Annotated in this window: 26 protein-coding genes; 1 reads left to right on the top strand and 25 read right to left on the bottom strand. The window is 68.8% G+C overall.

The features are described 5' to 3' along the window. Positions 1-7: 7 nt before the first annotated feature. From RNZ50_15035 to fabD, 24 genes are all read right to left on the bottom strand, one after another. Positions 8-3,901 carry a glycoside hydrolase/phage tail family protein gene (locus RNZ50_15035; protein ID MDT8856308.1) on the bottom strand — a complete coding sequence of 1,298 codons (3,894 nt, stop codon included), beginning with the start codon at positions 3,899-3,901 and terminating at the stop codon, positions 8-10. After that, positions 3,902-4,348, bottom strand: a complete 447-nt coding sequence (locus RNZ50_15040; GenBank protein ID MDT8856309.1) for a peptidase — start codon at positions 4,346-4,348, stop codon at positions 3,902-3,904. It abuts the gene before it with no gap. Further along, positions 4,345-5,223 carry a DUF2163 domain-containing protein gene (locus RNZ50_15045; GenBank protein MDT8856310.1) on the bottom strand — a complete coding sequence of 293 codons (879 nt, stop codon included), beginning with the start codon at positions 5,221-5,223 and terminating at the stop codon, positions 4,345-4,347. The genes RNZ50_15040 and RNZ50_15045 overlap by 4 nt, the downstream gene beginning before the upstream one ends. Continuing rightward, positions 5,220-5,852, bottom strand: coding sequence for a DUF2460 domain-containing protein (locus RNZ50_15050; protein ID MDT8856311.1), 633 nt, complete (start codon positions 5,850-5,852; stop codon positions 5,220-5,222). The genes RNZ50_15045 and RNZ50_15050 overlap by 4 nt, the downstream gene beginning before the upstream one ends. A gap of 9 nt (positions 5,853-5,861) precedes the next feature. Next, entirely contained in the window at positions 5,862-6,515 is a 654-nt protein-coding gene (locus tag RNZ50_15055; protein ID MDT8856312.1) for a phage tail tape measure protein, read from the bottom strand. Continuing rightward, a complete protein-coding gene (locus RNZ50_15060) occupies positions 6,508-6,711 on the bottom strand; it encodes a phage tail assembly chaperone (GenBank protein ID MDT8856313.1) in 204 nt (67 codons plus the stop codon). The genes RNZ50_15055 and RNZ50_15060 overlap by 8 nt, the downstream gene beginning before the upstream one ends. Beyond that, positions 6,708-7,028: a gene transfer agent family protein gene (locus RNZ50_15065; GenBank protein MDT8856314.1), complete on the bottom strand. Its 321-nt coding sequence runs from the start codon at positions 7,026-7,028 to the stop codon at positions 6,708-6,710. The genes RNZ50_15060 and RNZ50_15065 overlap by 4 nt, the downstream gene beginning before the upstream one ends. Continuing rightward, the gene (locus RNZ50_15070; protein MDT8856315.1) at positions 7,028-7,441 is read right to left on the bottom strand and encodes a phage major tail protein, TP901-1 family; all 414 of its coding nucleotides are present in this window, start codon (positions 7,439-7,441) and stop codon (positions 7,028-7,030) included. Before RNZ50_15070 ends, RNZ50_15065 begins: the two co-directional genes overlap by 1 nt. Before the next feature lie 48 nt (positions 7,442-7,489). Further along, positions 7,490-7,879: a DUF3168 domain-containing protein gene (locus RNZ50_15075; protein MDT8856316.1), complete on the bottom strand. Its 390-nt coding sequence runs from the start codon at positions 7,877-7,879 to the stop codon at positions 7,490-7,492. Then, positions 7,876-8,211, bottom strand: coding sequence for a head-tail adaptor protein (locus RNZ50_15080; GenBank protein ID MDT8856317.1), 336 nt, complete (start codon positions 8,209-8,211; stop codon positions 7,876-7,878). The genes RNZ50_15075 and RNZ50_15080 overlap by 4 nt, the downstream gene beginning before the upstream one ends. Next, complete coding sequence (locus RNZ50_15085) at positions 8,208-8,807, bottom strand: hypothetical protein (protein ID MDT8856318.1); 600 nt, start codon at positions 8,805-8,807, stop codon at positions 8,208-8,210. Before RNZ50_15085 ends, RNZ50_15080 begins: the two co-directional genes overlap by 4 nt. 139 nt (positions 8,808-8,946) lie before the next feature. Beyond that, positions 8,947-10,143 carry a phage major capsid protein gene (locus RNZ50_15090; GenBank protein ID MDT8856319.1) on the bottom strand — a complete coding sequence of 399 codons (1,197 nt, stop codon included), beginning with the start codon at positions 10,141-10,143 and terminating at the stop codon, positions 8,947-8,949. A 33-nt stretch (positions 10,144-10,176) separates the two neighbouring features. Beyond that, positions 10,177-10,734, bottom strand: coding sequence for an HK97 family phage prohead protease (locus tag RNZ50_15095; GenBank protein MDT8856320.1), 558 nt, complete (start codon positions 10,732-10,734; stop codon positions 10,177-10,179). A 3-nt stretch (positions 10,735-10,737) separates the two neighbouring features. Beyond that, on the bottom strand, positions 10,738-10,983 hold the full coding sequence (locus RNZ50_15100; protein ID MDT8856321.1) for a hypothetical protein: 246 nt from the start codon (positions 10,981-10,983) through the stop codon (positions 10,738-10,740). Continuing rightward, positions 10,980-12,158 carry a phage portal protein gene (locus RNZ50_15105; protein ID MDT8856322.1) on the bottom strand — a complete coding sequence of 393 codons (1,179 nt, stop codon included), beginning with the start codon at positions 12,156-12,158 and terminating at the stop codon, positions 10,980-10,982. Before RNZ50_15105 ends, RNZ50_15100 begins: the two co-directional genes overlap by 4 nt. A gap of 173 nt (positions 12,159-12,331) precedes the next feature. Next, positions 12,332-13,675, bottom strand: coding sequence for a terminase family protein (locus RNZ50_15110; GenBank protein ID MDT8856323.1), 1,344 nt, complete (start codon positions 13,673-13,675; stop codon positions 12,332-12,334). Further along, a complete protein-coding gene (locus tag RNZ50_15115) occupies positions 13,623-13,949 on the bottom strand; it encodes a hypothetical protein (GenBank protein MDT8856324.1) in 327 nt (108 codons plus the stop codon). The genes RNZ50_15110 and RNZ50_15115 overlap by 53 nt, the downstream gene beginning before the upstream one ends. Positions 13,950-14,138: 189 nt before the next feature. Next, positions 14,139-15,317, bottom strand: a complete 1,179-nt coding sequence (gene mltG, locus RNZ50_15120) for an endolytic transglycosylase MltG (GenBank protein ID MDT8856325.1) — start codon at positions 15,315-15,317, stop codon at positions 14,139-14,141. Then, positions 15,317-16,579, bottom strand: coding sequence for a beta-ketoacyl-ACP synthase II (gene fabF / locus RNZ50_15125; GenBank protein MDT8856326.1), 1,263 nt, complete (start codon positions 16,577-16,579; stop codon positions 15,317-15,319). Before fabF ends, mltG begins: the two co-directional genes overlap by 1 nt. Before the next feature lie 223 nt (positions 16,580-16,802). Beyond that, positions 16,803-16,940, bottom strand: coding sequence for a hypothetical protein (locus RNZ50_15130; protein ID MDT8856327.1), 138 nt, complete (start codon positions 16,938-16,940; stop codon positions 16,803-16,805). Positions 16,941-17,003: 63 nt separating this feature from the next. Next, the gene (locus RNZ50_15135; protein MDT8856328.1) at positions 17,004-17,945 is read right to left on the bottom strand and encodes an arginase family protein; all 942 of its coding nucleotides are present in this window, start codon (positions 17,943-17,945) and stop codon (positions 17,004-17,006) included. Positions 17,946-18,090: 145 nt separating this feature from the next. Then, positions 18,091-18,324 (bottom strand): acyl carrier protein, encoded by a 234-nt coding sequence (locus RNZ50_15140; GenBank protein ID MDT8856329.1) that lies wholly within the window; start codon positions 18,322-18,324, stop codon positions 18,091-18,093. Between the two features lie 190 nt (positions 18,325-18,514). Further along, positions 18,515-19,252 (bottom strand): 3-oxoacyl-[acyl-carrier-protein] reductase, encoded by a 738-nt coding sequence (gene fabG / locus RNZ50_15145; GenBank protein MDT8856330.1) that lies wholly within the window; start codon positions 19,250-19,252, stop codon positions 18,515-18,517. A gap of 69 nt (positions 19,253-19,321) precedes the next feature. Beyond that, a complete protein-coding gene (gene fabD / locus RNZ50_15150; GenBank protein MDT8856331.1) occupies positions 19,322-20,254 on the bottom strand; it encodes an ACP S-malonyltransferase in 933 nt (310 codons plus the stop codon). Between the two features lie 139 nt (positions 20,255-20,393). On the opposite strand from fabD, the gene RNZ50_15155 reads away from it, so the two are divergent. Then, positions 20,394-21,584 (top strand): cytochrome b/b6 domain-containing protein, encoded by a 1,191-nt coding sequence (locus RNZ50_15155; protein MDT8856332.1) that lies wholly within the window; start codon positions 20,394-20,396, stop codon positions 21,582-21,584. 61 nt (positions 21,585-21,645) lie between these two features. On the opposite strand, the gene RNZ50_15160 is transcribed toward RNZ50_15155, so the two are convergent. Beyond that, on the bottom strand, positions 21,646-22,224 hold the full coding sequence (locus tag RNZ50_15160) for a YceI family protein (protein MDT8856333.1): 579 nt from the start codon (positions 22,222-22,224) through the stop codon (positions 21,646-21,648). Positions 22,225-22,424 lie beyond the last annotated feature (200 nt).

A 22,424-nucleotide genomic window follows, 5' to 3' on the forward strand; every position in this document is an offset into this window, starting at 1 on the left:
CGCGCCCTCACACCACAAGGTCGATGGCCCGGAAGGGCCCCGGCCCGAACCGGTCAGACACCTGGGCCACCTCGATCCGGAACGCCCCGGCCAGCCCGTCCACTGCCTGCATCCCCGCCGGATACACCCACCCCGGCGCGGTCAGCGCCACCTCGCGCAGGATTGTGTCGCGCAGAACGACCCGCAGCAGATAGGCCTCCCGCTCCTCGCCCAGCGGCACTTCCGAGGATTGCCAGCTGTCGCCGTCGATCCGGCTCCGCCGCACCCAGCTCAGCGCCAGATCGCCGCCCTGCCGCCGCGCCTCCAAATGAACCGGCGCAAAGGGCCGCAACCCGATCCCCTGAAAAGCCTCGATCCGGTGCACCACCGCCGGATCGTCATACCCCCGCGCCGCCGCCCCGAAACGGTAGTGCCGCGCCAGCCCCCGGGCCGAGGCCGCAAGGTCGATCTGCTGCACCGCCCCGGTCAGCAGCACCACGATACTGCCCACCGGCCAGACCTGAGGCATCACGCCGTCGCTGCCCGCCTGCCCGCGCAGCCGCCGCCCCAGTTCATAGGTCTGCGGCCCCACCAGCACGGCATCGGCGAACTGAAAGACCTCCCACCGGTCGGAAGACCCATCACCGATCGCCGCCGCATTGGCCCCGTTCATCACCGCGAGGTCCGACGCCGAACTCAACGCCCCCCCGAACACCCGCAGCCGCAACGGCGCACCCCGATCCCACAGGCCCGCCCTTGCCCCAACCAAAGGTGTCTGCGTCACCCCGACAATCGCGGGTGCCACCATCAGCCGGTTCAACTCATACCCGTCATCCTGCGCTGAACTCCACACCCCGATGGACCCCGGCCAGGGTGTCGCCGCCACCGCCACATGCGGCGCGTGCGGCACTTCCTCGCCGGTCAGCAACGGCAGGTCCAGAAACACCGGGAAGGTCGGCACCGGCGCCACGAAGGCCCGCGGCACCACCCGTTCCTCGGCGGCGTCGCTGGGTTCATAGACCCCGGGCTCCACCCGCACCGCGTCGATCAGCAGCGCCTCGGCCTGTTCCACCCGGTCGATCCGGTAAAGCGCCCCTTCCAGCGCCACCACGTCGCCCGCCCCCAGGTCCATTGCCGAACGCGGCAGCGCAAAGCGGGCGCCATCGCGCGCCACCCGTGCCTCGGCCAGCCAGCGTTCCGCCAGCCCCCGCCCTTCTGCCGCCGTCAGCACCAGCGGCAACTCGGATTGCGAAACGCCAAAGCTGACCTCGTCGGGAAAGATCGCCTCGGCCTGCCGCAGATCGAAATTGCCCTCCGCCTCGATATAGCCCAGCCGCACCCGCCCGGCGGTTTCCGCCTCGGGTGCCCGCGCGGTTTCCACCAGCCCGTCCAGCTCGGCACTGACCGCCAGCCTGTCCAGCGCCAGATCGCGCACCGCCCGCGCATCCCGCATTCGGAACTGCAGGACTCCCGCCCGCTCGACCGCTTCGAAACCATAGGCCAGCATCAACGGCTGCAACGCGGCCCGCGCCGCACCGGTCTCGGCCTGGCTGTAACCCCGAACCACACCGTAGAGCCCCGATACGTCGAATGCCCCCACCCCCGACCGCTCGCAGATTTCGGCCACCACCGCCGCCAGCGCCTGCCCCGTGGCACGCCCCGTCAGCCAATGCCCACGCGGGTAGTTGCCCCCGTCGCTCCACAGCCCGGTCGTGTTGGGGAACTGTGGAAATGGCCGCGAGTCCCACGCCCAGACATGCGCCCGTGCCATGTCCACCATCGGCGCACCGTAGCTCTCGGACACCGGGTTGTGCGCCACGTCGCCCCAGTATTCCGCCATCGCCCGCAGATACTGCATCTGCATCAGATCGTCCCGCCGACCGTTCGAAAACTTGGGCAGCAAGGATTCCGACGATTTCGGGTCAAGGAACTTGTTGGGCTGGTTGCAGCCCTTGTCGATCGCGGCGCAGCCGTATTCGGCAAACCGGATCGGCTTGGACCCGGGCACCCAGGGCGAGGCCACCGCCGCCCGCACGCCGTCGATCCGGTCATGGTGCGGCTGCGACCACCAGCCCTTCAGGTCTTTGTAGCGAAACACCCACGGCTCGCCATAGGCTCCGTCGGTGATCGGCTTGCGCACCTGCGCCGCCTCGCCTTCCGGGCTGTCGTAATACCAGTCGTACCCCTCGCCCCCGGCGATGTTCGCCTTCAGATAATCAAGGTTGTAGATCGTGCCCCACCCGGCATCTGCATGGCCCGACCCGTCGCGCCAATCGGAAAGCGGCATGTAGTTGTCGATCCCGACAAAGTCGATGTCCGGGTCGGCCCACAGCGGGTCAAGATGAAAATATACATTCCCATCAGCATGATATCCGAAATACTCCGACCAGTCGGCGGCATAGCTGATCTTCGTGGCAGGCCCCAGGATCGCCCGCACCTCGCCCGCCAGCACCCGCAGCGCCGCCACCGCCGGAAAGCTGTCGCCCGCCCCCCGGATCTGCGTCAGCCCCCGCATTTCCGACCCGATGCAGAAGGCATCGACCCCGCCCGCCAGCGCGCAGAGATGGGCATAATGCAGAATGAACCGCCGGTAGCCCCACTCGTCAGGCCCCGAATAGGCCACCCCATCCCCCGACACCGAAAAGTCGCCGGGTTGCGCCGTGCCGAAGAACGCCGCAACCTCCGCCTCGGCCAGCGCCGACCGGTCCGGCGAGCCCGCCCTCCCCGGCGCCTGCGACAGCGTGATCCGCCCGCGCCACGGCAACACCGGCTGATCCTCCGCGCCGCTCCACGGGTCGGGCAGCGCGTTTCCGGCCAGTTGGTCCATCAGGATGAACGGATAGAACATCACCTCCTGCCCGCCGGCCCTGATCGCCGCAATCGCCTCGATCACCGACCGGTCCGCCGGGGTGCCGCCATAGATCGGCCGCCCCGCATCCTGCACGATACTGACCGCATCCGCCCGCGCCACCCTCGCAACAGACCACGGCATCCCTTCGCCATCGACCGTTGTCTGCTCGACCTTGGGCCGCACCTCGCAGGACGCGCAGCGCAGATCGCCCCCGAACCACGACACGATCAGCGAAACCGAGCCGACGCCGGGCAACTCCTCCCGCAGTTGCCCCAGCGCAGTCGCCAGGTCCGCCTCGCCCGAAGGCGAGTTCACGTTGGCCGACCGGTTCACTCCCGGCCCGTCGGAGTAATGCACCGGCGTCGTCGCCAGCGCATATTCCCCTGAGCCCGGAATCAGTGCCACCGCGGACACCGCGCGCTGCAGGTCCATCACCTGATCGGCAATTCCGCCCTGCGCCGCCCGCACCACCTCGAACGAAAACTGCGGCACCCGGTTGCCGAAAGCCGAAAGCCCCAGGTCCTCGATCACCACATAGGCAATGCCGCGAAACGCCGGTGCCATGCCCGCGCCTTCCACCGCCTCGATCTTCGGGTCGGGCAGTTGCGCCTCATCCCCCGGGTAAAGCCGCAGGTTGACCGACTGCGGCGAAATCTCGACCCCATCGGCCCAGATCCGCCCGACCGAGGTGATGCGCCCCTCACACAGCGCCACCGCAAGGCTGACCGAATAGGAATACTCCGCCGACTTCGGCTTCGGCGCGCCCTTGCCGCCACCCGACCGCGTCACATCCTCCTGAAACCGCGTTGCCCAGATCACCTGCCCGGCAATCCGCACCCGCCCGAACACCCGGGCTACGGCGGTGCCCTCGCTGGCCCCCATCAGGCGGAAGCGGTCCACCCGCCCGATCTCGACGGCCTCCGACCCGGCCCCCATCAGCCGCTGGTCGATCACCCGGCCCAGCGTTGCCCCCACCGCACGGCCGATCACCGCGCCCGAAAGCCCCAGCACCGTGCCGCCAAAGCCCGACCCGATGGCCGCCCCGGCTGCCGACAGAAGAATGGTCGCCATCTATTGCGCTCCCTTCGGAAACTCGAACCTTGCCGCCACCCGCCGCGCCCAGGGGCCCGACAGCGGGCTTTCGATCACGCCATGCCCGGTATAGGCATGGACAAAACTCGGGGTGGCCCCCACTTCCGCCGCGATGCCCAGATGCTTGGCGACGCTGCCGCTCCGCATCCGGAACAGCAGCACGTCGCCGGGCGCGGCATCTGCCAACGCCTTGCGCAACAACCACCGCTCCGCAACAGCCAACAGAACCTCGCGCCCGCCCGGTTCGGCCCAATCCTGCGTATAGGCCGGGGCGACCTCCGGCTCCGGCCCGCACAGCGCCCGCCAGACACCGCGCAGCAGGCCCAGACAGTCCGTCCCGGCCCCCTTCGTCGAGCATTGATGCACATAGGGCGTGCCGATCCAGCCCCGCGCCTCGGCCACAACCCGCGCCCCGAAACCGCTCATCGCGCCAGACTCCCGCCATCATTCATGCCGGCCGACACAGGATAGGTCGTCAGCCAATCTTCACCCGGAATGTAAGGAAAGCCGCGAAAGTTGATGAAATTGTTGAACTTCAGCCGACAGGTCTCTCCCCGCCTGTCACATCCCGCCTCCAGCCGGACCAGATCGCCCGGCCCGATCTGCGGCCCCAGCGACTGCCACAGCTCCACCTCGCGCCCCGCAGCACTCAGCCGGTCGTTCTTGATCACGCCCACCATCCCGACCGCCGCGCCCGACAGCACGACCAGCCGCCCGCGCTCGAACCAGCGGTCGTCGAAGCCGCGAAACTCGGCAAAGCGGAACACCCGGCGGTCCTCGACCAACTCCACCGCCCGCTCGGCAAAATACCCCGGCTGGCCCAGGTCGACCCGGCAGCCGCCGTCACCCAGCACGGCCGAACAATCGCGCTGATACACCCGCCCCTGCGGCTGGTTCAGCGCTTCGGTCAGCCCGCGCAACTCGACCTGAAACGCCCCCCCCGCCCGCACGATCTCGCCGAAGGTGCCGCGGAACTGCAACACCCGGTCCTCGACCGAAGCCCAGTTCACCAGCCAGGCGCGCACCTCGGCCCCGTCGAACCGCCCGGCCAGCAGATCGGCCTCGCTGACCGCCGCATCCGACAGCGCCCCCATCGCCTCCGAGTTATCCACCGACAGCCCGGTGGTCTGCTGCAACGCCCGCGCCGTCAGCCCCGAGTCGGCACGGAAAGCCACACCCTCGAACGCCAGATCGCGGTCATGGTCGGTAAAGCCCAGCACCACCGCGTCCCGCCGCACCACGGCCCAGCAGCGGCAGACGGTTGTGATGCCTCCAGCCAGATGTTCATAGAGCCCCTTCACACCCGCACCTCCACCACCGGCACCGAAGGCACATCCCCCGCCTGGAATGACGCGACCGAGGTCTGGATCCGGTCGGTATCAAACCGCACCGGCACGTCGAACTCGAACCCGGCCGACACCACCACGCCCACATCCGGCGCCACGTCAAAATGCACCTCGCCGCTGGCGGGATCGACCGTGAACTCCAGCCCTTCCACCTTCGGGTCGCCCGCCACCGCCACCCGCACCGTGCCCAGCACCGGCTTCACGATCGGGCGGACATAGCTTGCCCCGCCCGAAACATAGGTCTTGGCCAGCCGGAACACCGTGGCCTCGCCGTCGCCGACCCCGATCTGCTGATCCTCCGGCCCCACCACCCGCGACGCGGCGCAAGACCGGAAATCGGCCCAGTCCTTCCAGCGAAAGCCGAACAACTGCCCGCGCCGCGCCTCGAAAAAGGCGATCAGCGCCTCCACGTCATCCAGCGACCGCAGCCCCACCCCGGCATCATAGCGCCTGCGCGAATGGGCCCAGGGCGTGTTGCGCTCCTCGAACCCGTTGGCAAGCGTCACGATTTCCGTGCGCCGCTCCGGCCCGCCGACCGAGCCGAAGCTCAGGTTGGCCGGAAACCGAACCTCATGAAATCCCATTGCCCGCCCTCACCTGTTCCGCTGTCCGCGCGCCAGCGCCCGGCTGGCCTGCGCCGCAATCTGCCCCTGGCTGCGCTGAAACCCCTGCACATCCGGGGTCGAGATGTTCATCACCACCGTGATCGGCCGCCCGCCGCCGGCACTCTGCACGCCCAGCCGCCCGTCGGCGCCGCGTGCCAGCGGCATGATCGCCTCCGGCCCCGCCTCGCCCATCAGCCCGCGCCCGCCGCGCATCGCAAAACTGGTCGGGGAGGATACAATCCCGCCCCGGGCAAAGGGCATCACCCGGCCCTGCGCGAATGCCCCGCCATCGGCAAACGGCATGGCCCCGCCCAAGAGCGCATTCATACCGTTGGCCAGAAACCCGCCCAGCGCGTTCTGCACCGGCTTCATCGCCACGCCATAGACGGTATCGACCATCGACTTCGCCACCATGCGCAGCGCGTCCTGAAGCTTCAGCCCGTCGAACACCAACCCGTCGAAGGCCCGCCGCAAGCCGCCGCCGATGCCGGTCGAAAGCGTGTTCACCTCGCGCCCGGTGAACACCAGGCTGTCACGCATCCGCGCCAGTTCGCCCTCGAACACCGACACCATGCCCGCCGTGCCGCCCAGCGTCGCCTCAAGCGCCGCCACCTGGTCCTCCAGGCCCTGCAGATCAACCATCGCCCTGTCCTTTCCTCACATCCGGGAATGCCGCCGCCAGTTCCTCCAGCCGCGCCCGCGTCAGGGGGGCGGCGGTCCGCTCCACCCCCAGCATGATGCGCAACTCGACCGGCGAAAGCCGCCAGAACGCATCCGGGGCCAGCCCCAGCCCGTTCAGCCCGGCCCGCATCAGCCCCGGCCAGTCGATGTCGCTCATGTCTCGCCCGGCAGCGCGAAGGCCCGCGCCAGCAGTTCCGCCGCCGCCCGCGCCGCCTCGACCGGCCCGCCGCCAATCTCCACGGTGCGCAGATCGGCGGCGGTGCCCTGCCAGCCGCCGCCCCGCAACCCGGCCACGATCAGCGCCAGAACGTCGCGGGTCGAAAACCGCCCGCCCTCGAACCGTTCCACCAGCGCAATCAGCGACCCGGTCTCCAGCGCCGCCTCCAGTTCCGCCAGCGCCCCCAGCGTCAGCTTCGCCACATGGCGCTGGCCGTCCAGCCAGATCGCCACCTCTCCGGCCCAGGGGTTCGCCATCACAGCGCCACAAAGCTCAGCACACCGGCCGAGGCCAGCGTCAGCTCATAGGTCGCCTCGCCGTTGTGGCTGCCCGCATATTCGATCGCGCTGATCTGGAACGCGCCCTGCACGACTCCGAAGCTGGGGATGATCACCTGAAACGCCGGCACCTCGCCGTCGAAAAAGATCTGCCGCGCCCGCTCGTCGGTATTCGCATCGCGAAACACCCCCGAGCCCGAGATCGAGGCCGATTTCACCCCCGCCCCCGCCAGCAGCTCGCGCCAGCCGCCCGCACTTTCCAGCGAGGTCACATCCACCGTTTCGGCGTTGAAGCTGATCCGCGTGGCGCGCAGCCCCGCGATGGTCTCGAACTGGCCGTCGCCGGTCAGGTCAAGCTTGATCAGAAGGTCCTTGCCGCTCTGCACTGCCATGTCAGTCTCCGATCCTGGAAAGAAGGCGGCACCCGCCGCCAAGGAAAATCACCCTTCAACCCGCGCCCGGAAGGTCATGTCGATCCGCCGCGCGCTGCCCGCATCCAGCCGCCGCGCAGTGGCCCGCACGAAGGTCAGCCCCACCAGCCGCCCCCGCGCCAGCACCAGCCCCGCATCGACCAGCGCATCCGACACCGCCACGGCAATGCCCTTGGCCGCCAGAAACCCCTCCGCATCGCTGATCACGCTGATGACGAAGCGATGCTCCGCCCCCGGCCCGGTCTTGTCGGATAGATCGCGCGCCTCCTCCGGCCCGATCAGCACGAAGGTTCCCGCCCCCGCGCCACCCGGCACGGCGTCATGGACCGGCACGGCCAGCACGCCCGTCAGCCGCTGGTAAACCGCCGCCTGCAAGGCGGCCGCCACGCCATAGCTCATGCCGGCACCTCCTCGCGGGCGAAGCACAGAAGGTATTGCCCGCCCGGATCGCGCTCGGTCACGGCCAGAATGGCGAACACCCGCGCCCCGTCGCGGAACCGCTGTTCCGGCAGGGGCCGCGAGGCCGCCCCCTGCGGTGCCCCCCGCACCGTGATGCGGTAAGGCACCGAGGCGAGCGTCACCTCCTCGCCCGCCACCTCGCGCCCCGCCCCCGGCACCACCTCGGCCCAGAGCGTGCCCAGCGCCACCCAGCTTTCGGCAAATCCGCCCGCCCCATCGGGCACGCGCACCGCACCCTCCAGAACCAGCGCCCGGCTCAGATGCACGTTCATGCCGCACCCCCGCCCAGCACCCGCACCGTGCGCCAGCGTTCGATCAGCGTCACCACGCCGAACGGCAAACCACCGTCGCGCAGCCCCGCCTCGTGCCGCCGCTCGTAATATTCCGCCGCCAGCAGCAGCACCGCTTGCGCCAGATCGGCCGGAACCGCCGCCCATGCCGCGCCGAAACCTGCCTCGAACACCACCTCGACCCGCCCCGCCACCGGCACCAGCGGAAGCAGCGCGCCCGCCGCCGCCAGCTTCGGGCGATGCGTGTCCTGCACCAGCCGATACCGCGCCGGGTCAACCAGCACCGCCACCCCGCCCGCATCGACCAGCGTCACCGACACCACCGCCGCCACCGGCGCCACCGGCAGCGCCTGCTCGCCGCCATGTCGCCAGTCCGGCAAACTCAACTGGAACCGGCGCGCAATCAGCACCTTGCCGATCCGCCCCTCGATCGCCGCCATCGCGGCGCGCAGATAGCTTTCGATCAGCGCATCCTGCATGCCGTCATCGGCAAACCCGGTGCCCAGCCGCAGATGGTCCTTCAGCGCCTGCACCGGCAAGGCGGCGCCCGGCACGCTGGTCTGCTCGATCAACATCATGAAATCTCTCCGAAACCCCTGAAGATCATGGACGCGCGCCCCGCACCGCTCGGACGGAGGGGGAGCAGCTAGACGGCACGGCAAGTCCGGCGCGCGTCCAGGGGACCGGGCTGTTACCCCCGGCCCTTCGCGATGCCGGTCAGGACACCGCGAATTTCAGCAGCTTGATCGCCGCAAAGTCGCTGACATCGCCGCCAACTCGCTTGCTGGCATAGAACAGCACATGCGGCTTGGCCGAGAACGGGTCGCGCAGCACGCGCAGATCGGGGCGTTCCGCGATGGTATAGCCGCTGGCAAAGTCGCCAAAGGCCACAGCATAGGCATTGGCCGCAATGTCAGGCATGTCCTCGGCGATCAGCACCGGATAGCCCATCAGCCGCGCCGGTTCCCCCGCCGCCAGCCCGTCAGACCACAGGAAGCGGCCGTCGGCATCCTTCATCTTGCGCACGGCACCCGCGGTTTTCGAGTTCATCACGAAGGCCGCATTGGCGCGGTAGGTCGCATCCAGCGCATAGACCAGATCGACAATCGCATCCGCCGAGTTGACCGAGGCGAAATCGCCCGCCGCCCCGGTCGCGATGTAACCCAGCCTGCCCCAGGCCCAGACCCCGTCCGCAACCTTGGTGTGGGTCAGAAAGCCCTTGGGCTTGTCGATGCCATCACCCGAAACGAATGCCGACGCTTCGGCCCGGGCGAACTTGTCTGCGATGCGCCCCGCCAGCCAGCCTTCCACGTCGAAGGCGCTGTCGTCCAGCAGGCGCTGGCTCGCCTTCGGCATCGCAGAAAGCTCGTGCAGCACGATGGAAATCCGCTCGATCTGCGGCGTGGCGCTTTCGGTGATCGCCCCGGCCTCGGTGGCCCAGCCCGAACCGACATCCGTATGGTCGATCAGCACATCGAAGCTGGTCGCCTCGACCTGCACCACATTGGCAATCGCCCGGATCGACGAGGTCGACTTCAGCGACGACCGGATCAGATCGGCAGTCTGCGGGTCCACCAGATAGCCGCCCTCGGCCGCAACCGAGGTGTTCAGCGCCTTGCCTTCCAGCACGAGGCCGCGCAGGGCGTCGTCATCGCCCGAACGCAGATAGGCGTCGAACGCCTTGGTGTGAGGCACTTCCACCTCGGCATGGGCCGAAAGTGCGGGGCGCCCGTAGGTCATGGTTTTCCGATCCAGCATGGTCAAACGCTCTTCCTGTTGTTGCAACGCGGTCTTCATCTCGTCCTGAAAGCCCTTGAAAGCCTTCAGAAATCCGGCCATCGCGGATTTCACTTCCGCACCCGGATGCAGGGCCTGGGGCAAAGCCCCACCGGCCCGAGCCTCTCTCTCGGTCATATCGTCTCCTCAAGCTTGGTCGTGAAAGGCCGCCTACAGCCCGGCCATGCCCTGACGCGCATCTTCGAAAAGCTGCGCCAGTTCGCGCCAGTCTTCCGGGCTCTCGCCCTTCGCCGAAACCCGCGCCTCGGGAAGCATCGGAAAGGTCACCAGCGAGACCTCCCAAAGCTCCAGCTCGGCAAGCAGCCGCTGCCCCTTGCCGTCGCGTTCCGCCCGCAGCGTGCGATAGCCGATCGACAAGCCGTCAATCGCCCCCGCCGCCAGCAGGGCCGCAGCCTCGCGGCCCCGTTCCACCTCGCCCAGGATGCGGCCCTTGACGTAAAGCCCGGTCGCATCCTCGCGCACCTCGTCCCACACGCCGATCGGTTGCGCCGGATCATGCTGCCACAGCATCTTGACCCGCCGTCCCTCGGCAATCAGCCGCGCCAGGCTGGCGGCATAGGCCCCCGCCTGCACCACGTCCCCGCCCTGATCGCGCCGCCCGAACAGCGAGGCATAGCCCTCAACCACCCGGCCGTCCGTCACCGTGATCCCGGCCTCGGGCCGGTGGAACTTGCGTTCCGGTGCCCCGAAATCATACCCTTGCAGCATCGCTCACCTCATCGCCGCTTTCAGAACCGCCTCAGCCCCCTGCGCCAGCAGAAAGGCCGCAACCCCGTAAACCCCCAGCCAGATGCGCTTTTCCAGCCGCTCCAGCGCGGCATCGATCTGCCCCAGCCGGTAATCCAGCGCGCCCCAGCGTTCCTCCAGCACGCGCTCGTTGGCCTCGATCCGCGCCTGCGCCGCATCGAAACTGTCGTAGAGGAAACGCGACCCGCCGCCCGAATTGCGCGCGCTCATTCCTCCTCCGCGATCCTCGGCAGGCCCAACAGCGCCCGCTTCTCGGCCACGGTCAGAAACTCCGCCGCGCCCACCCGCGCCCATTGCTGGTCACGCTCGGCCGCCAGTGCCGGCACCTGGTCCAGATCGGCGCGCAGCTCCACCGCCTCGCCGCTGAACCCCGACAGCCAGTGCGACACCGCCGCCGAAACCTTCGCCACCAGCGGCAGCACCGTCAGGCGGTAGAACGCCCGGTTCGCCTCCTGATAGTTGGCATAGGTGGCGTCGCCCGGTATCCCCATCAGCATCGGCGGCACACCGAAGGCGATGGCAATCTCGCGCGCCGCCGCTTCCTTGGTCTTCTGGAACTCCATGTCCGACGGGCTGAACCCCATCGGCTTCCAGTCCAGCCCGCCCTCCAGCAGCATCGGCCGCCCGGCATTGCGCGCGCCCTGATGATGCGCCTCCATTTCCGAGATCAAACGGTCATACTGGTCGTTGCTCAGTGCCGACTGCCCGTCCGCACCCTTGTAGACAATCGCCCCGCTCGGCCGTGCCGCGTTGTCCAGCAGCGCCTTCGACCAGCGCGCCGCCGCCACATGCACATCCACCGCCACCGCCGCCGCCTGCATCGGCGAAAAGCCGTAGTGGTCATCCTGCGGGTGGAAGGTCTTGATATGGCAGATCGGCGCCACGCCCAGCGTCATGTCGAAGCGGTGCTTCCGGCTGCCCACCGTATAGTCATAGGCCACCGGCCAGCCATCCGCCCCCGGCACCAGCGCCATCCGGTCCGACCGCAGCACATGCACCTCGCCCGGCAGGCGCGATGCGCCCGGCACCGCCTCCAGATAGGCATTCCCCGACAGCAGCAACTGCCCGTAGACCGCCTCGAACAGCTCCGCCCGGCCCTGCGCCGGATTGGGCCGCCGCACCAGGTCCAGCACCGGATGCGTCTCGTAGCGCCGGTCGCAATCCTGCAACACCAGCGGCAGCGCCGCCGCCGCCTCGGCAATCAGCTTCACCGCACGAAAGCCGATCGGGTTGCCCAGAAACCCGGTCCTGGTCAGCGACACCGTGTCTCGCGGGCTCCACGCCACCCTGCCGGACCCCCCGGCATAGGCCACCACCGGCCCCGTCGCCGATGCCTTCTGTTCCGGCACCACCGTCTCGGCACGCCGCAGGAAATCGAAAACCATGTCAGGCAACTCCTTTGCGTCAGGCCGCACGGGCCAGGGCCTCGGCCCGAAGGCCGCAACCGATGTTTCCAATTCTGAAAGAACGGGCTTTCATCTTGGCGCAAATATCCCCGCCGGAGGCTCCGCCGCCGGGGGCGGACGCTCCGCGGGGGATATTTAATCCAAGATGAAACTCACAGCGTCCGGATGCCCGGCCTGCGCCAGGTCTGCGCGGGCTCGATCATCAGATCATGCAGCGCCCAGACCAGCGCATCAACCCGGTCGGGGCTGCCGCGCCCCTGATAGCCCTGAACCGTCATGCGGCACATCTGGTCTTCCAGCCGCCCCAGCCCGCGCAGATGCAACACCCGGCCCTGCTCATACAGCGCCGCCACCGGTTCCGCCCGCGCCGCCTTCCCCTTCGAGGCCCGCACCGCGCGAAACGGCACCAGCGGGTCGATCTGCCGGATCACGCTTTCCACCAGATCGCCGCCCTGGTTGACCTCGGCCACCAGCCGGTCGGCGCCGTGCCGGTCCATTGCCGCCAGCGCCGCCCGCGCCCAGGCGTCGGGCGAGGCCGCCGACACCGAGGCATCCTCCAGCACCACCGCGCGCCAGTCCTGCGGCGGCCCGTCGGTGATGGCCCCCACCACCACGATGCCGCATTCATCCGACCCGCCATGCCCGGTCACCGGCGGATCGACCGCCACCACCACCCGGCCCAGCTTCGGCGCGCGCTCCAGCCGGCCCGCCTCAAGCCGCGCCGTGGTCCACAGCGCGCCCTCCGCGTCCTCAAGCAGCATCCCGTCCAGTTCCTGCCGCCCCAGCCGCGTGCCCTCATACCGGGTCCGCACCTCCTCCAGGAACGAGGCCGCCAGATACGCCCGGTTCGCCTCGGTCGGGGAATGGGTCAGCACGGTCGAGGGGTTGTTCAGGATGGACTTCAGCACCGCCACATTGCGCGGCGTGGTGGTGACCACCTGCCGCGGATGCTGCCCCAGCCGCAGCGCGAACTGCAACTGGTCCCAGGTTTCCTCAGCCTTCTTCCACTTCGCCAACTCGTCCACCCAGGCCGCATCGAACTGCGGCCCGCGGAGCGAATCCGGCTCATGCGCCGAAAACACCTGCGCCACCGCGCCATTCGGCCACACCAGCCGCCTGCGCCCCGCCTCCCAATCCGGGCGGCGGTCGGGGGGCGAACAGGCGAGGATGCCGGAGTCGCCGAACACCATCACTTCGCGCACCTGGTCGATGGTTTCCCCCACCAGCGCCACGCGTCTGCCCCGCCCGGGGTCCAGTGGCCCCGCACCTTCCACTTCGGCGCGCACCCACTCGGCCCCGGCGCGGGTCTTGCCCGCCCCGCGCCCCCCCATGATCACCCAGGTCTTCCAGGCGCCATCCGGGGGCAACTGATGCGGCAGCGCCCAGAACTCGAACATCCAGGGCAGCGCCAGCAGACTTGCATCGCTCAAGCCCCCCAGGAACTCATCCACCACCTCCGGCGTCACGGAGGCAAGCCAGGCGGCGCCCGATCTCATCCCGCGCGGCGTCGAAATCGAGCGCGGTATCGTGGACGACCCCGGCAACCTGCTTGCGGAGTTTGTCAACTCTTGTCCTTTCGTCCATGACCATCTGGAACGCGTCCCGCAGATCGCGGACCGCCTGCTTCGCCGCCTTCACCTCGCCGGTCTCGCCATCGCGAACCTTGCGGACCGCGACCACCAGTTCCTGCGCGATCTCGCGATAGAGCTCTTCCGTTGCCGAAAGCAGATCGTTCGGCGTTCCTTCTCCGGCGGAGAAAATCATTGTCATCTAGCTGCGCCCGCCTCTCATGCCTGTCCGCACGAGCGAAATGAAAAAGCGGCGCCGGGTGTCACCCCGTGCCGCTCGCCCACTTCTTCTAGCATGCCCGAAGGTATACCTTGGACCGTTCGCAAAGTCAAGCCGAAAATCCAACAGGATCAGGGGGTTGACCGAACGCCCGGTTAAGGCTTCGCTAACCTAGTTCCCCTGCACCCCGCCCGCATCCTCGACACCCTGCTGCGCCTCGATCGCCCGCCAGCGCGCGACGTTCTCGTTATGCTCGGCAAGGGTCCTGGCAAAGGCGTGGCCGCCCGACCCGTCGGCCACGAAGAACAGGAACTCCGTCGTGTCGGGGTTCAGCGCCGCCTCGATGCTCAGCCGGCCGGGGTTGGCAATCGGCGTCGGCGGCAGGCCGTTGATCACATAGGTGTTGTAAGGGGTTGCGCGGCGCAACTCGCTTTGCCGCAGGCCACGCCCCAGCACGCCCTCGCCCTTGGTTATGCCATAGATCACCGTCGGGTCTGTCTGCAGCCGCATCCCCTGCGCCAGCCGGTTGATGAACACGCTGGCCACCTGCCGCCGTTCACCGGGCACCCCGGTTTCCTTCTCGATGATCGAGGCCATCACCAGCGCCTCGGCCGGGGTGTCATAAGGCAACCCCTCGGCCCGCGCGGCCCAGAGGTCGGCCAGCACCCGGTCCTGCCGCGCGCCCATCTCGGCCAGCAGCGCCGCCCGGTCCGACCCGCGCACCACGTCATAGCTGTCGGGGGCCAGCGAGCCTTCCGCTGGCACCGCCGCGATGGTTCCCGACAGGAACTCGGCCCGCTTCAGGCTTTCCACCACCTGCCAGCTTGTTACCCCTTCGGCCAGCGTCACCCGCCAGCGCATGTCGACATCCTGCGCCGCATCGACATAGGCCGCAGGCGCCGCCTCGGCCGCCGGGTCGAACTTCGCCACCTCGACATAGCGGTTGGTCGCGGGGTCCAGTTCGCGCAGCACCACGTCCGACACCGCCACCCCGATGCGAAAGTTGACCTCGCGCCCGCAGGTGCTCTGTCCGCCCGCCGTCAGGATGTCGAGAATCTCCGCCATCGAGGCCCCCGGCGGCACGAGGTAGCTGCCGAACTTCAGCCCCGTCGCCCTGTCGGAGTAATCCGCCCCGATCCGGAAGATCCGCGCATCCGTCACCACGCCCTGCGCCTCCAGCGACCGCGACACCGCACTCAGCGACGCGCCCCGGTCCACCCTGACACAAACCGCCTCGGCCAGCGGCCCCGGACCGCTGAATTCCTCGCGCCCCCAGGCGAGAATCCCCGCCGCCACGACCAGCAGCACGATGAACAGTGTCAGCGCGTTCGAGGCGACGGATTTCCACATCAGCTTGGTCCCTTGCCGATCACCAGCGACGCATTGGTGCCGCCGAACCCGAAGGAATTCGACAGCGCCACGTTGATGGCCCGGTGCCGCGCCGCGTTCGGCGCCAGGTCCAGCGCCGAATTCACCGCCGGATTGTCCAGATTGAGCGTCGGCGGCGCGATCTGGTCGCGCAGCGCCAGAATGCAGAAGATCGCCTCCACCGCCCCCGCCGCCCCCAGCAGGTGCCCGATGGAGGATTTGGTCGAAGACATCGTCGCCTTCGCCGCCGCATCGCCCATCAGCCGTTCCACTGCGGCAAGCTCGATGGTGTCGGCCATGGTCGAGGTGCCATGCGCGTTGATGTAATCGATCCGGTCGGGGGCAAGACCAGCCCGGCTCAGCGCCATGGCCATCGACCGGAAGGCCCCGTTGCCATCCTCGGCCGGTGCCGTGATGTGATAGGCATCGCCCGACATGCCGTAGCCCAGAATCTCTGCATAGATGTTCGCGCCGCGCGCCTTGGCGTGTTCGTATTCCTCCAGCATCACGACGCCGGCGCCTTCGCCCATCACGAAACCGTCACGCTCGGCGTCATAGGGCCTGCTCGCCCGCTTCGGATCAGCGGCCCACTTCGTTGAAAGCGCCTTGCAGGCGTTGAACCCGGCAATGCCGATTTCCGAGATCGGGCTTTCCGCCCCGCCCGCCAGCATCACCTCGGCATCGCCCCACTGGATCAGCCGCGCCGCGTCGCCAATGGCATGTGCGCCGGTCGAACAGGCGGTGACGACCGAATGGTTCGGCCCCTTGAACCCGAACCGGATCGAGACCTGCCCCGAGATCAGGTTGATCAGCGACCCCGGAATGAAGAACGGCGAGACCCGCTTCGGCCCGCGTTCCTTGATCAGCACCGCCGTCTCGGCAATGGTCGAAAGCCCGCCGATGCCCGACCCGATCATCACGCCGGTGCGCTCGCGGTCATGCTCGGTCCTGGGCTCCCAGCCCGAGTCCCGCACCGCCTGCACCGCCGCCGTCATGCCGTAAAGGATGAAGTCATCGACCTTGCGCCGGTCCTTCGCCTCCATCCAGTGATCGGCATTGAAGGTGCCGTCGCTGCCGTCGCCCAGCGGAACCTCGCAGGCATATTGCGTCACCACGTTCGACGGATCGAACCGCGTGATCGGACCGGCCCCCGATTGCCCCGCGATCAGCCGCGCCCAGGTTTCCTCGACTCCGCAAGCCAGCGGCGTGACCATTCCCAGACCCGTGACCACCACTCGACGCATCCGCAATCCCCTCTCGAACACCCCGACCGGGGCCCCCATCGGCAGTGGTGATACACGCCCTCACCCCGCCACGCAACAACCCCCGGCCGGGCTCCGCCAAGGCCAAGGCCCTGAAACCCCGCAGCAACCGCACCGCGCGGCCGCCGCCCAAGCCGACCCGGCCCGCCGCGCCCATCCCGCACGCCGCCCGAGGCCGACCCGACCCCCGCCGGACTTTCTCGGGTCATCCGCACCCCGCCGCGCCACCAGCCCGATCCCCGGCCAACACCTGCGCCGCCGCCAGCGCACCCCGCCCGTCGATGTCGCGCCCCGGCATGAACCCGGCCTCGCCGAACCCGGCGACCCCCGCCTTTTCCGCCACCGGCTCGCCACCGCCAAAAGCCGCCCCCCGGGCACCGGAATTTTCGTAGAAAATTCGCGCCCCTCAGCCCTGCCGCGCCACCAGCCCCATCACCCCGGCCAGCAGTTGCGCCGCCACCAGCGCCCCCTGCCCGTCGATGTCGCGTTCGGGCATGAACTCGACCAGATCGAACCCGGCGATCCGCGCCTTTTCCGCCACCGCTCCGATCAGCTCCATCACCTGCCAGTAGCCCATCCCGCCCGCCGTCCGCCCGATCACCGCTGGCATCACCGCCGGGTCCAGCGCGTCGCAGTCGAGACAGACGATCACCTCCGACCCTTCGGCAATCAGGTCGACCGCCCGCCAGATGCCGTGCCGCGCCACCTCGCCTGCGGGCACGAACTGCACCCCCCAGTCCAGCGCATCCGCCAGATCCTGCGGCCGCGCCGACCCGATGCCGCGCTGGCCCACCTGCACGATCGCCTCGATGTGCCCCATCTCCGAGGCCCGCCGCATGGTCGAAGACAGCCCCAGCCGCTCGCCGCCGACCTCGTCGCGCCAGTCGATGTGCGCGTCGATCTGCAGCACCGTGAAGCGCCGCCCGCGCGCGCCGAACGCCTCCAGCATCGGAATCGGCACCGAGTCGTCGCCCCCGATCAGCACCGGCACGCCGTCCCGGTCCAGCACCTGGCTGACGGCGCCGAAGATCCGCGCCCGGTTGCCCGGCGCATCCCCTTCGTCCTGCGGCAGATCGCCCGCATCGACGGCCGAGACCCCGCCCGGAAACACCGGCCCGCCCAGATCGAAGTTCACATGGCCCAGATTGGCCGCATAGGCCGCCCCCGCCGCGCGTATCGCCGCAGGCCCGCCCGCGCAGTAGAACCCGACAGACGGATAAGGCGTGCAGCCAGCCGCCCCGATCAGCGCGATCCGCGATTGCAGCCGCCCCAGATCGCGGCAGGCGGGCAGGCCCATGAAGGTCTCGCCCCGCCCCGCCGCCCCGAACATCTCTCCCAGTGTCGCCATGTCCTGCCCTCCTGCGCCCGGCGCAGTAAAGCACGCCCCGCCCCGCAGCCAAAGCCCGACGCCCGACGCCCGGCCGCAAAAGCGAAACGGCGCCTTCCCGCAAGGGAAGACGCCGTCCATCACACCCCGTCAGGGGCGAAAGGTCTCAGGCTGCCGAAGAAATGAACTTCACCGCATCGCCGAAGGTCTGGATGGTTTCGGCCGCATCGTCCGGGATCTCGATCCCGAACTCTTCCTCGAAGGCCATGACAAGCTCGACCGTGTCGAGGCTGTCCGCGCCCAGATCGTCGATGAACGAGGCGGTCTCGGTCACCTTGTCTTCCTCGACGCCAAGATGCTCGACGACGATCTTCTTCACGCGATCAGCGATGTCGCTCATGTCACTTCCTCATAGAGTTGCGGGAGGTTTCCCGGTCTTGCTGTCCCTTGCCCCGAGGGGCGGCTTTCCCCCGCGTTGCGGCAGGGCACCGGCGCCTTGGCCTCCGGCGTATCCAGACGCGCCTATAGCAAGGGCGCGCAGGCTTGGCAAACGCTTTCCCGTGCGGCGCAGTGGCCGTTCCGGGGCCGTGTCACAGCATCGCCATGCCGCCGTTCACATGCAGCGTGGCCCCTGTGACATAGGCCGCCTCGACGCTTGCCAGATAGAGCACCGCCGCCGCTATCTCGCCCGGCTCGCCCATCCGCCCGGCGGGCACCTGGGTCAGGATGCGGGCTTTCTGCTCGTCGTTCAGCTTGTCGGTCATGGCGGTGGCGATGAAGCCGGGTGCGACGCAGTTGACCGTGATGCCGCGGCTTGCCACCTCGTAGGCCAGCGATTTCGACATCCCCACCATCCCGGCCTTTGCGGCGGCATAGTTGGCCTGCCCCGGGTTGCCGGTAGCGCCGACGATCGAGCCTACGTTGACGATCCGCCCCCAGCGCGCCTTCATCATGCCGCGCACCACCCCCCGGCACAGCCGGAAGGTCGAGGTCAGGTTGACATCCAGCACCGAGGACCATTCGTCATCCGACATCCGCATGAACAGGTTGTCGCGGGTGATGCCCGCGTTGTTCACCAGCACATCCACCGACCCCATCGCCGCAATCGCGGCCTTGGGCAGAGCTTCCACCGCCGCCGCATCGCCCAGGTCGCAGGGCAGCACATAAGCCCGCTCGCCCAGTTCCGCCGCCAGCGCCTCCAGTGGCGCCACCCTCGTGCCGGACAGGGCGACAGAAGCCCCCGCACCATGCAGCACCCGCGCCACCTCTGCCCCGATGCCGCCCGACGCCCCGGTGATCAGCGCGCATTTTCCCGTCAGATCAAACATGTCCCGTTCCTCATTCACACCCCGGCCCCCGTTCCCGAACGCGGAAACCAACCCGCGCCCCGGCCCATGTCAGCCCGCAACCGCCGCCGCCACGTCTTCCGGCGTGCCGACCGCCCGCGTCGCAACGCCGGGCACGATCCGCTTGATCATCCCCGAAAGCGCCTTGCCCGCCCCGATCTCCCAATAGTCGGTGACGCCCGCCCCTGCCATCCACAGCACGGATTCGCGCCAGCGCACCACGCTGGTCACCTGTGCCACCAGCAGCGCGCGGATGCGGTCGGGCTCGGTCACAGCCTCGGCGCGCACGTTCACCACCACCGGCACGCAGGGCGCATGAATCACCACGGCCGCCAGCGCCTCGCCCATCACCGCCGCCGCAGGTTCCATCAGCGCGCAATGGAAGGGAGCGCTGACCGGCAGCAGCAGCGCGCGCTTGGCGCCGCGCGCCTTGGCGATCACCAGCGCCCGCTCCACCGCCGCGCGATGGCCCGAAACCACCACCTGCGCCGGGTCGTTGTCGTTGGCGGCATGGCAGACCTCGTCGCCCGCCGCTTCTGCCGCAACCTCGACCACGGTCGCATAGTCCAGCCCCAGGAGGGCCGCCATCGCGCCGACGCCGACCGGCACCGCTTCCTGCATCGCCAGCCCGCGCACCCGCAACAGCCGCGCCGTGTCGGCCAGATCCAGCGCCCCGGCCGCACAGAGCGCCGAGTATTCGCCCAGCGAATGCCCCGCCACGAACGAGGCGGTGTCCATTCCCAGCCCCTCGGATTCCAGCGCCCGCAGCGCCGCGATGGATGTCGCCATCAGCGCCGGCTGCGCGTTCTGCGTCAGGGTCAGCTCGTCCGCCATCCCTTCCCAGATCAGCGCCGAGAGCTTTTCGCCCAGCGCCTCGTCAACCTCGTCGAATACGGCCTTCGCCGCCGGGTAGGCTTCGGCGAGGGCCCGCCCCATGCCGATGGTCTGTGCCCCCTGCCCGGGAAATACGAATGCGCGGCTCATGTGTTCTCCAGTTCTCTTTGCCCCGGCATAGCCCGACCCGGCCCCCGAACGCAATCTTGCCGCACAGCGGCTGTGCGACGCGCCCTCTATCGGCCGGGGGTCTGCCGCCCTAGTGTCCGGCAAAACTCCCGAGGACACCATGACATTGACCAACACCCCCCGCAGCTACGGCAGTCTGGCGCGCAGCCTGCACTGGCTGACCGCCCTGCTGATCCTGACCGCCATCGCGCTTGGCCTGATCGCGAACGAGCTGCCCTACGACACGGCCGAGGCGCTGGCGTTCAAGGCGCAACTGTTCTCGCTGCACAAGACGCTGGGCATCGCGACCTTCGGCGTCGCGCTGCTGCGCATCCTCTGGGCGCTGACCCAGCCGCGCCCGGCACCGATGCACCCCGGCCGCCGACTTGAATCGCTGGCCGCCGAGGCGACCCACTGGCTGCTGTATCTCTCGCTCGTGCTGGTGCCGCTGTCGGGCTGGGTGCATCACGCCGCGACCACCGGTTTCGCGCCGATCCTGTGGCCTTTCGGCCAAAGCCTGCCCTTCGTGCCGAAATCTGAAACGCTGGCGCAGTCTGCGGGCGCGCTGCACTGGCTGTTCACCAAACTGCTGATCGCGGCGATTCTGCTGCATATTGCCGGCGCGCTGAAACATGCGCTGATCGACCGTGACGGCACCCTGTCGCGGATGCTGCGCGGCACCCCCGGCGGAACGCCCGCCCGGCACGCCACCGCCCCGGCGTTTCTTGCCCTGCTGATCTATGCCCTCGGGGCCGGCGCCGCGCTGACGCTGGTGCCGCAAGACGCGCCCCCCGCCACGCCCGTCACCGCGACGGCGACGGACACGGCCGGCAACTGGCAGGTCACCGACGGCAGCCTGACTTTCACCGTCAGGCAGATGGGCGCCGAGGTGCAGGGCAGCTTTGCCACATGGAGCGCCGACATCACCTTCGACGAAACCCCGGCGAACGGCGAAAACGGTCGCGTCACCGTCACCATCGCCACCGACAGCCTGACGCTCGGTTCGGTCACCGCCCAGGCCAAGGCGCCCGAGTTCTTCGACACCGCCGCTCATCCGCAGGCCACCTTCGCCGCCACCCTGCGCCCCGCGCCCGAAGGCTACACGGCCGACGGCGCCCTGAACCTGCGCGGCACCCCGCAGCCCGTCAGCCTGCCCTTCACCCTGACAATCGACGACGGCACCGCCCGGATGCAGGGCAGCACCACGCTGGACCGCCGCACCTTCGGCATGGGGCCAAGCTACCCCGACGAGGCGAGCGTCGGCCATTTCGTCACCGTCACCGTGGACCTGACGGCGATCCGGCAACCCTGACCCCGCATGAAAAAGGCCGCCGGAACCCCCGGCGGCCTTTCCCGTCAGAGGGAAGACGAAATCACTCGGCCTTCATCGCCTCGATCGAGATCTGCACCTTCACCTCTTCCGACACGAACGGGGCGAACATGCCCAGCCCGTAATCCGACCGCGCCAGCGTCGTGGTTGCCGAGAACCCGGCCCAGGGCTTGCCCGCCATCGGATGGTCGCCCATCTGGTTCAGCACCGCATCCAGCACCACCGGCTTGGTCACGCCGTTCAGCGTCAGATCGCCGGTGATCAGCGCGGTCTTCTCGCCAGTCACCTCGATGCCGGTGGAAACAAAGGTCACCATCTCGTCGTCGGTCGCATCGAAGAAATCCTTCGACATGAAGTGGTCGAAGCGTTCCTGCCAGCCGGTCAGCATGGTCTTGACCGGGAAGGACACCGAAACGCTCGACTCGGCAGGCGCGGCCGCATCCAGCATGATCTCGCCCGCGAAGCCCGAGAACATGCCGAACCCGGTCGAGAAGCCAAGGTGGTCATAGGAAAACACGATCTGGCTGTGGCTGCTGTCGAGCGTGTATTTTTCCGGCGCGGCAAGGGCGGGGGCGGCAACAAGCGCGCCGATCAGGGCGGCAACGGGAACAAGGCGGTTCATGGGCAAACTCCGGTAAGGAAAGGAAAGGTCGAGTGTTTCGACTGTCATGACAGATGCCCTTCCCGGCCTCAGCGCACAATTGCACAGTCCCGAACAAGACCTGTTCGCCTGCGAACAGTCACACCTGCGTGTGTCGGCGGGGAAGCGGAACTCCTGCCCTCCACCGCCTTGTGGCTTGCATCCCCGCCCGGCCGCGTGTA

The sequence above is a fragment of the Paracoccaceae bacterium Fryx2 genome, from assembly GCA_032334235.1.
In the GTDB taxonomy this organism is placed as follows: domain Bacteria; phylum Pseudomonadota; class Alphaproteobacteria; order Rhodobacterales; family Rhodobacteraceae; genus JAVSGI01.

Coding starts and splice junctions, on each gene's coding strand:
- RNZ50_15065 (MDT8856314.1), bottom strand. CDS start 7,028: ATGGCGAACCCCTGGGCCGGAGAGGTGGCGATCTGGCTGGACGGCCAG.
- RNZ50_15160 (MDT8856333.1), bottom strand. CDS start 22,224: ATGAACCGCCTTGTTCCCGTTGCCGCCCTGATCGGCGCGCTTGTTGCC.
- RNZ50_15070 (MDT8856315.1), bottom strand. CDS start 7,441: ATGGCAGTGCAGAGCGGCAAGGACCTTCTGATCAAGCTTGACCTGACC.
- RNZ50_15115 (MDT8856324.1), bottom strand. CDS start 13,949: ATGACAATGATTTTCTCCGCCGGAGAAGGAACGCCGAACGATCTGCTT.
- RNZ50_15140 (MDT8856329.1), bottom strand. CDS start 18,324: ATGAGCGACATCGCTGATCGCGTGAAGAAGATCGTCGTCGAGCATCTT.
- RNZ50_15095 (MDT8856320.1), bottom strand. CDS start 10,734: ATGCTGCAAGGGTATGATTTCGGGGCACCGGAACGCAAGTTCCACCGG.
- RNZ50_15055 (MDT8856312.1), bottom strand. CDS start 6,515: ATGGTTGATCTGCAGGGCCTGGAGGACCAGGTGGCGGCGCTTGAGGCG.
- fabD (MDT8856331.1), bottom strand. CDS start 20,254: ATGAGCCGCGCATTCGTATTTCCCGGGCAGGGGGCACAGACCATCGGC.
- fabG (MDT8856330.1), bottom strand. CDS start 19,252: ATGTTTGATCTGACGGGAAAATGCGCGCTGATCACCGGGGCGTCGGGC.
- RNZ50_15085 (MDT8856318.1), bottom strand. CDS start 8,807: ATGATGTTGATCGAGCAGACCAGCGTGCCGGGCGCCGCCTTGCCGGTG.
- RNZ50_15075 (MDT8856316.1), bottom strand. CDS start 7,879: ATGAGCTATGGCGTGGCGGCCGCCTTGCAGGCGGCGGTTTACCAGCGG.
- fabF (MDT8856326.1), bottom strand. CDS start 16,579: ATGCGTCGAGTGGTGGTCACGGGTCTGGGAATGGTCACGCCGCTGGCT.
- RNZ50_15080 (MDT8856317.1), bottom strand. CDS start 8,211: ATGAACGTGCATCTGAGCCGGGCGCTGGTTCTGGAGGGTGCGGTGCGC.
- RNZ50_15035 (MDT8856308.1), bottom strand. CDS start 3,901: ATGGCGACCATTCTTCTGTCGGCAGCCGGGGCGGCCATCGGGTCGGGC.
- RNZ50_15100 (MDT8856321.1), bottom strand. CDS start 10,983: ATGAGCGCGCGCAATTCGGGCGGCGGGTCGCGTTTCCTCTACGACAGT.
- RNZ50_15050 (MDT8856311.1), bottom strand. CDS start 5,852: ATGGGATTTCATGAGGTTCGGTTTCCGGCCAACCTGAGCTTCGGCTCG.
- mltG (MDT8856325.1), bottom strand. CDS start 15,317: ATGTGGAAATCCGTCGCCTCGAACGCGCTGACACTGTTCATCGTGCTG.
- RNZ50_15155 (MDT8856332.1), top strand. CDS start 20,394: ATGACATTGACCAACACCCCCCGCAGCTACGGCAGTCTGGCGCGCAGC.
- RNZ50_15090 (MDT8856319.1), bottom strand. CDS start 10,143: ATGACCGAGAGAGAGGCTCGGGCCGGTGGGGCTTTGCCCCAGGCCCTG.
- RNZ50_15060 (MDT8856313.1), bottom strand. CDS start 6,711: ATGAGCGACATCGACTGGCCGGGGCTGATGCGGGCCGGGCTGAACGGG.
- RNZ50_15110 (MDT8856323.1), bottom strand. CDS start 13,675: ATGAGATCGGGCGCCGCCTGGCTTGCCTCCGTGACGCCGGAGGTGGTG.
- RNZ50_15105 (MDT8856322.1), bottom strand. CDS start 12,158: ATGGTTTTCGATTTCCTGCGGCGTGCCGAGACGGTGGTGCCGGAACAG.
- RNZ50_15040 (MDT8856309.1), bottom strand. CDS start 4,348: ATGAGCGGTTTCGGGGCGCGGGTTGTGGCCGAGGCGCGGGGCTGGATC.
- RNZ50_15135 (MDT8856328.1), bottom strand. CDS start 17,945: ATGGCGACACTGGGAGAGATGTTCGGGGCGGCGGGGCGGGGCGAGACC.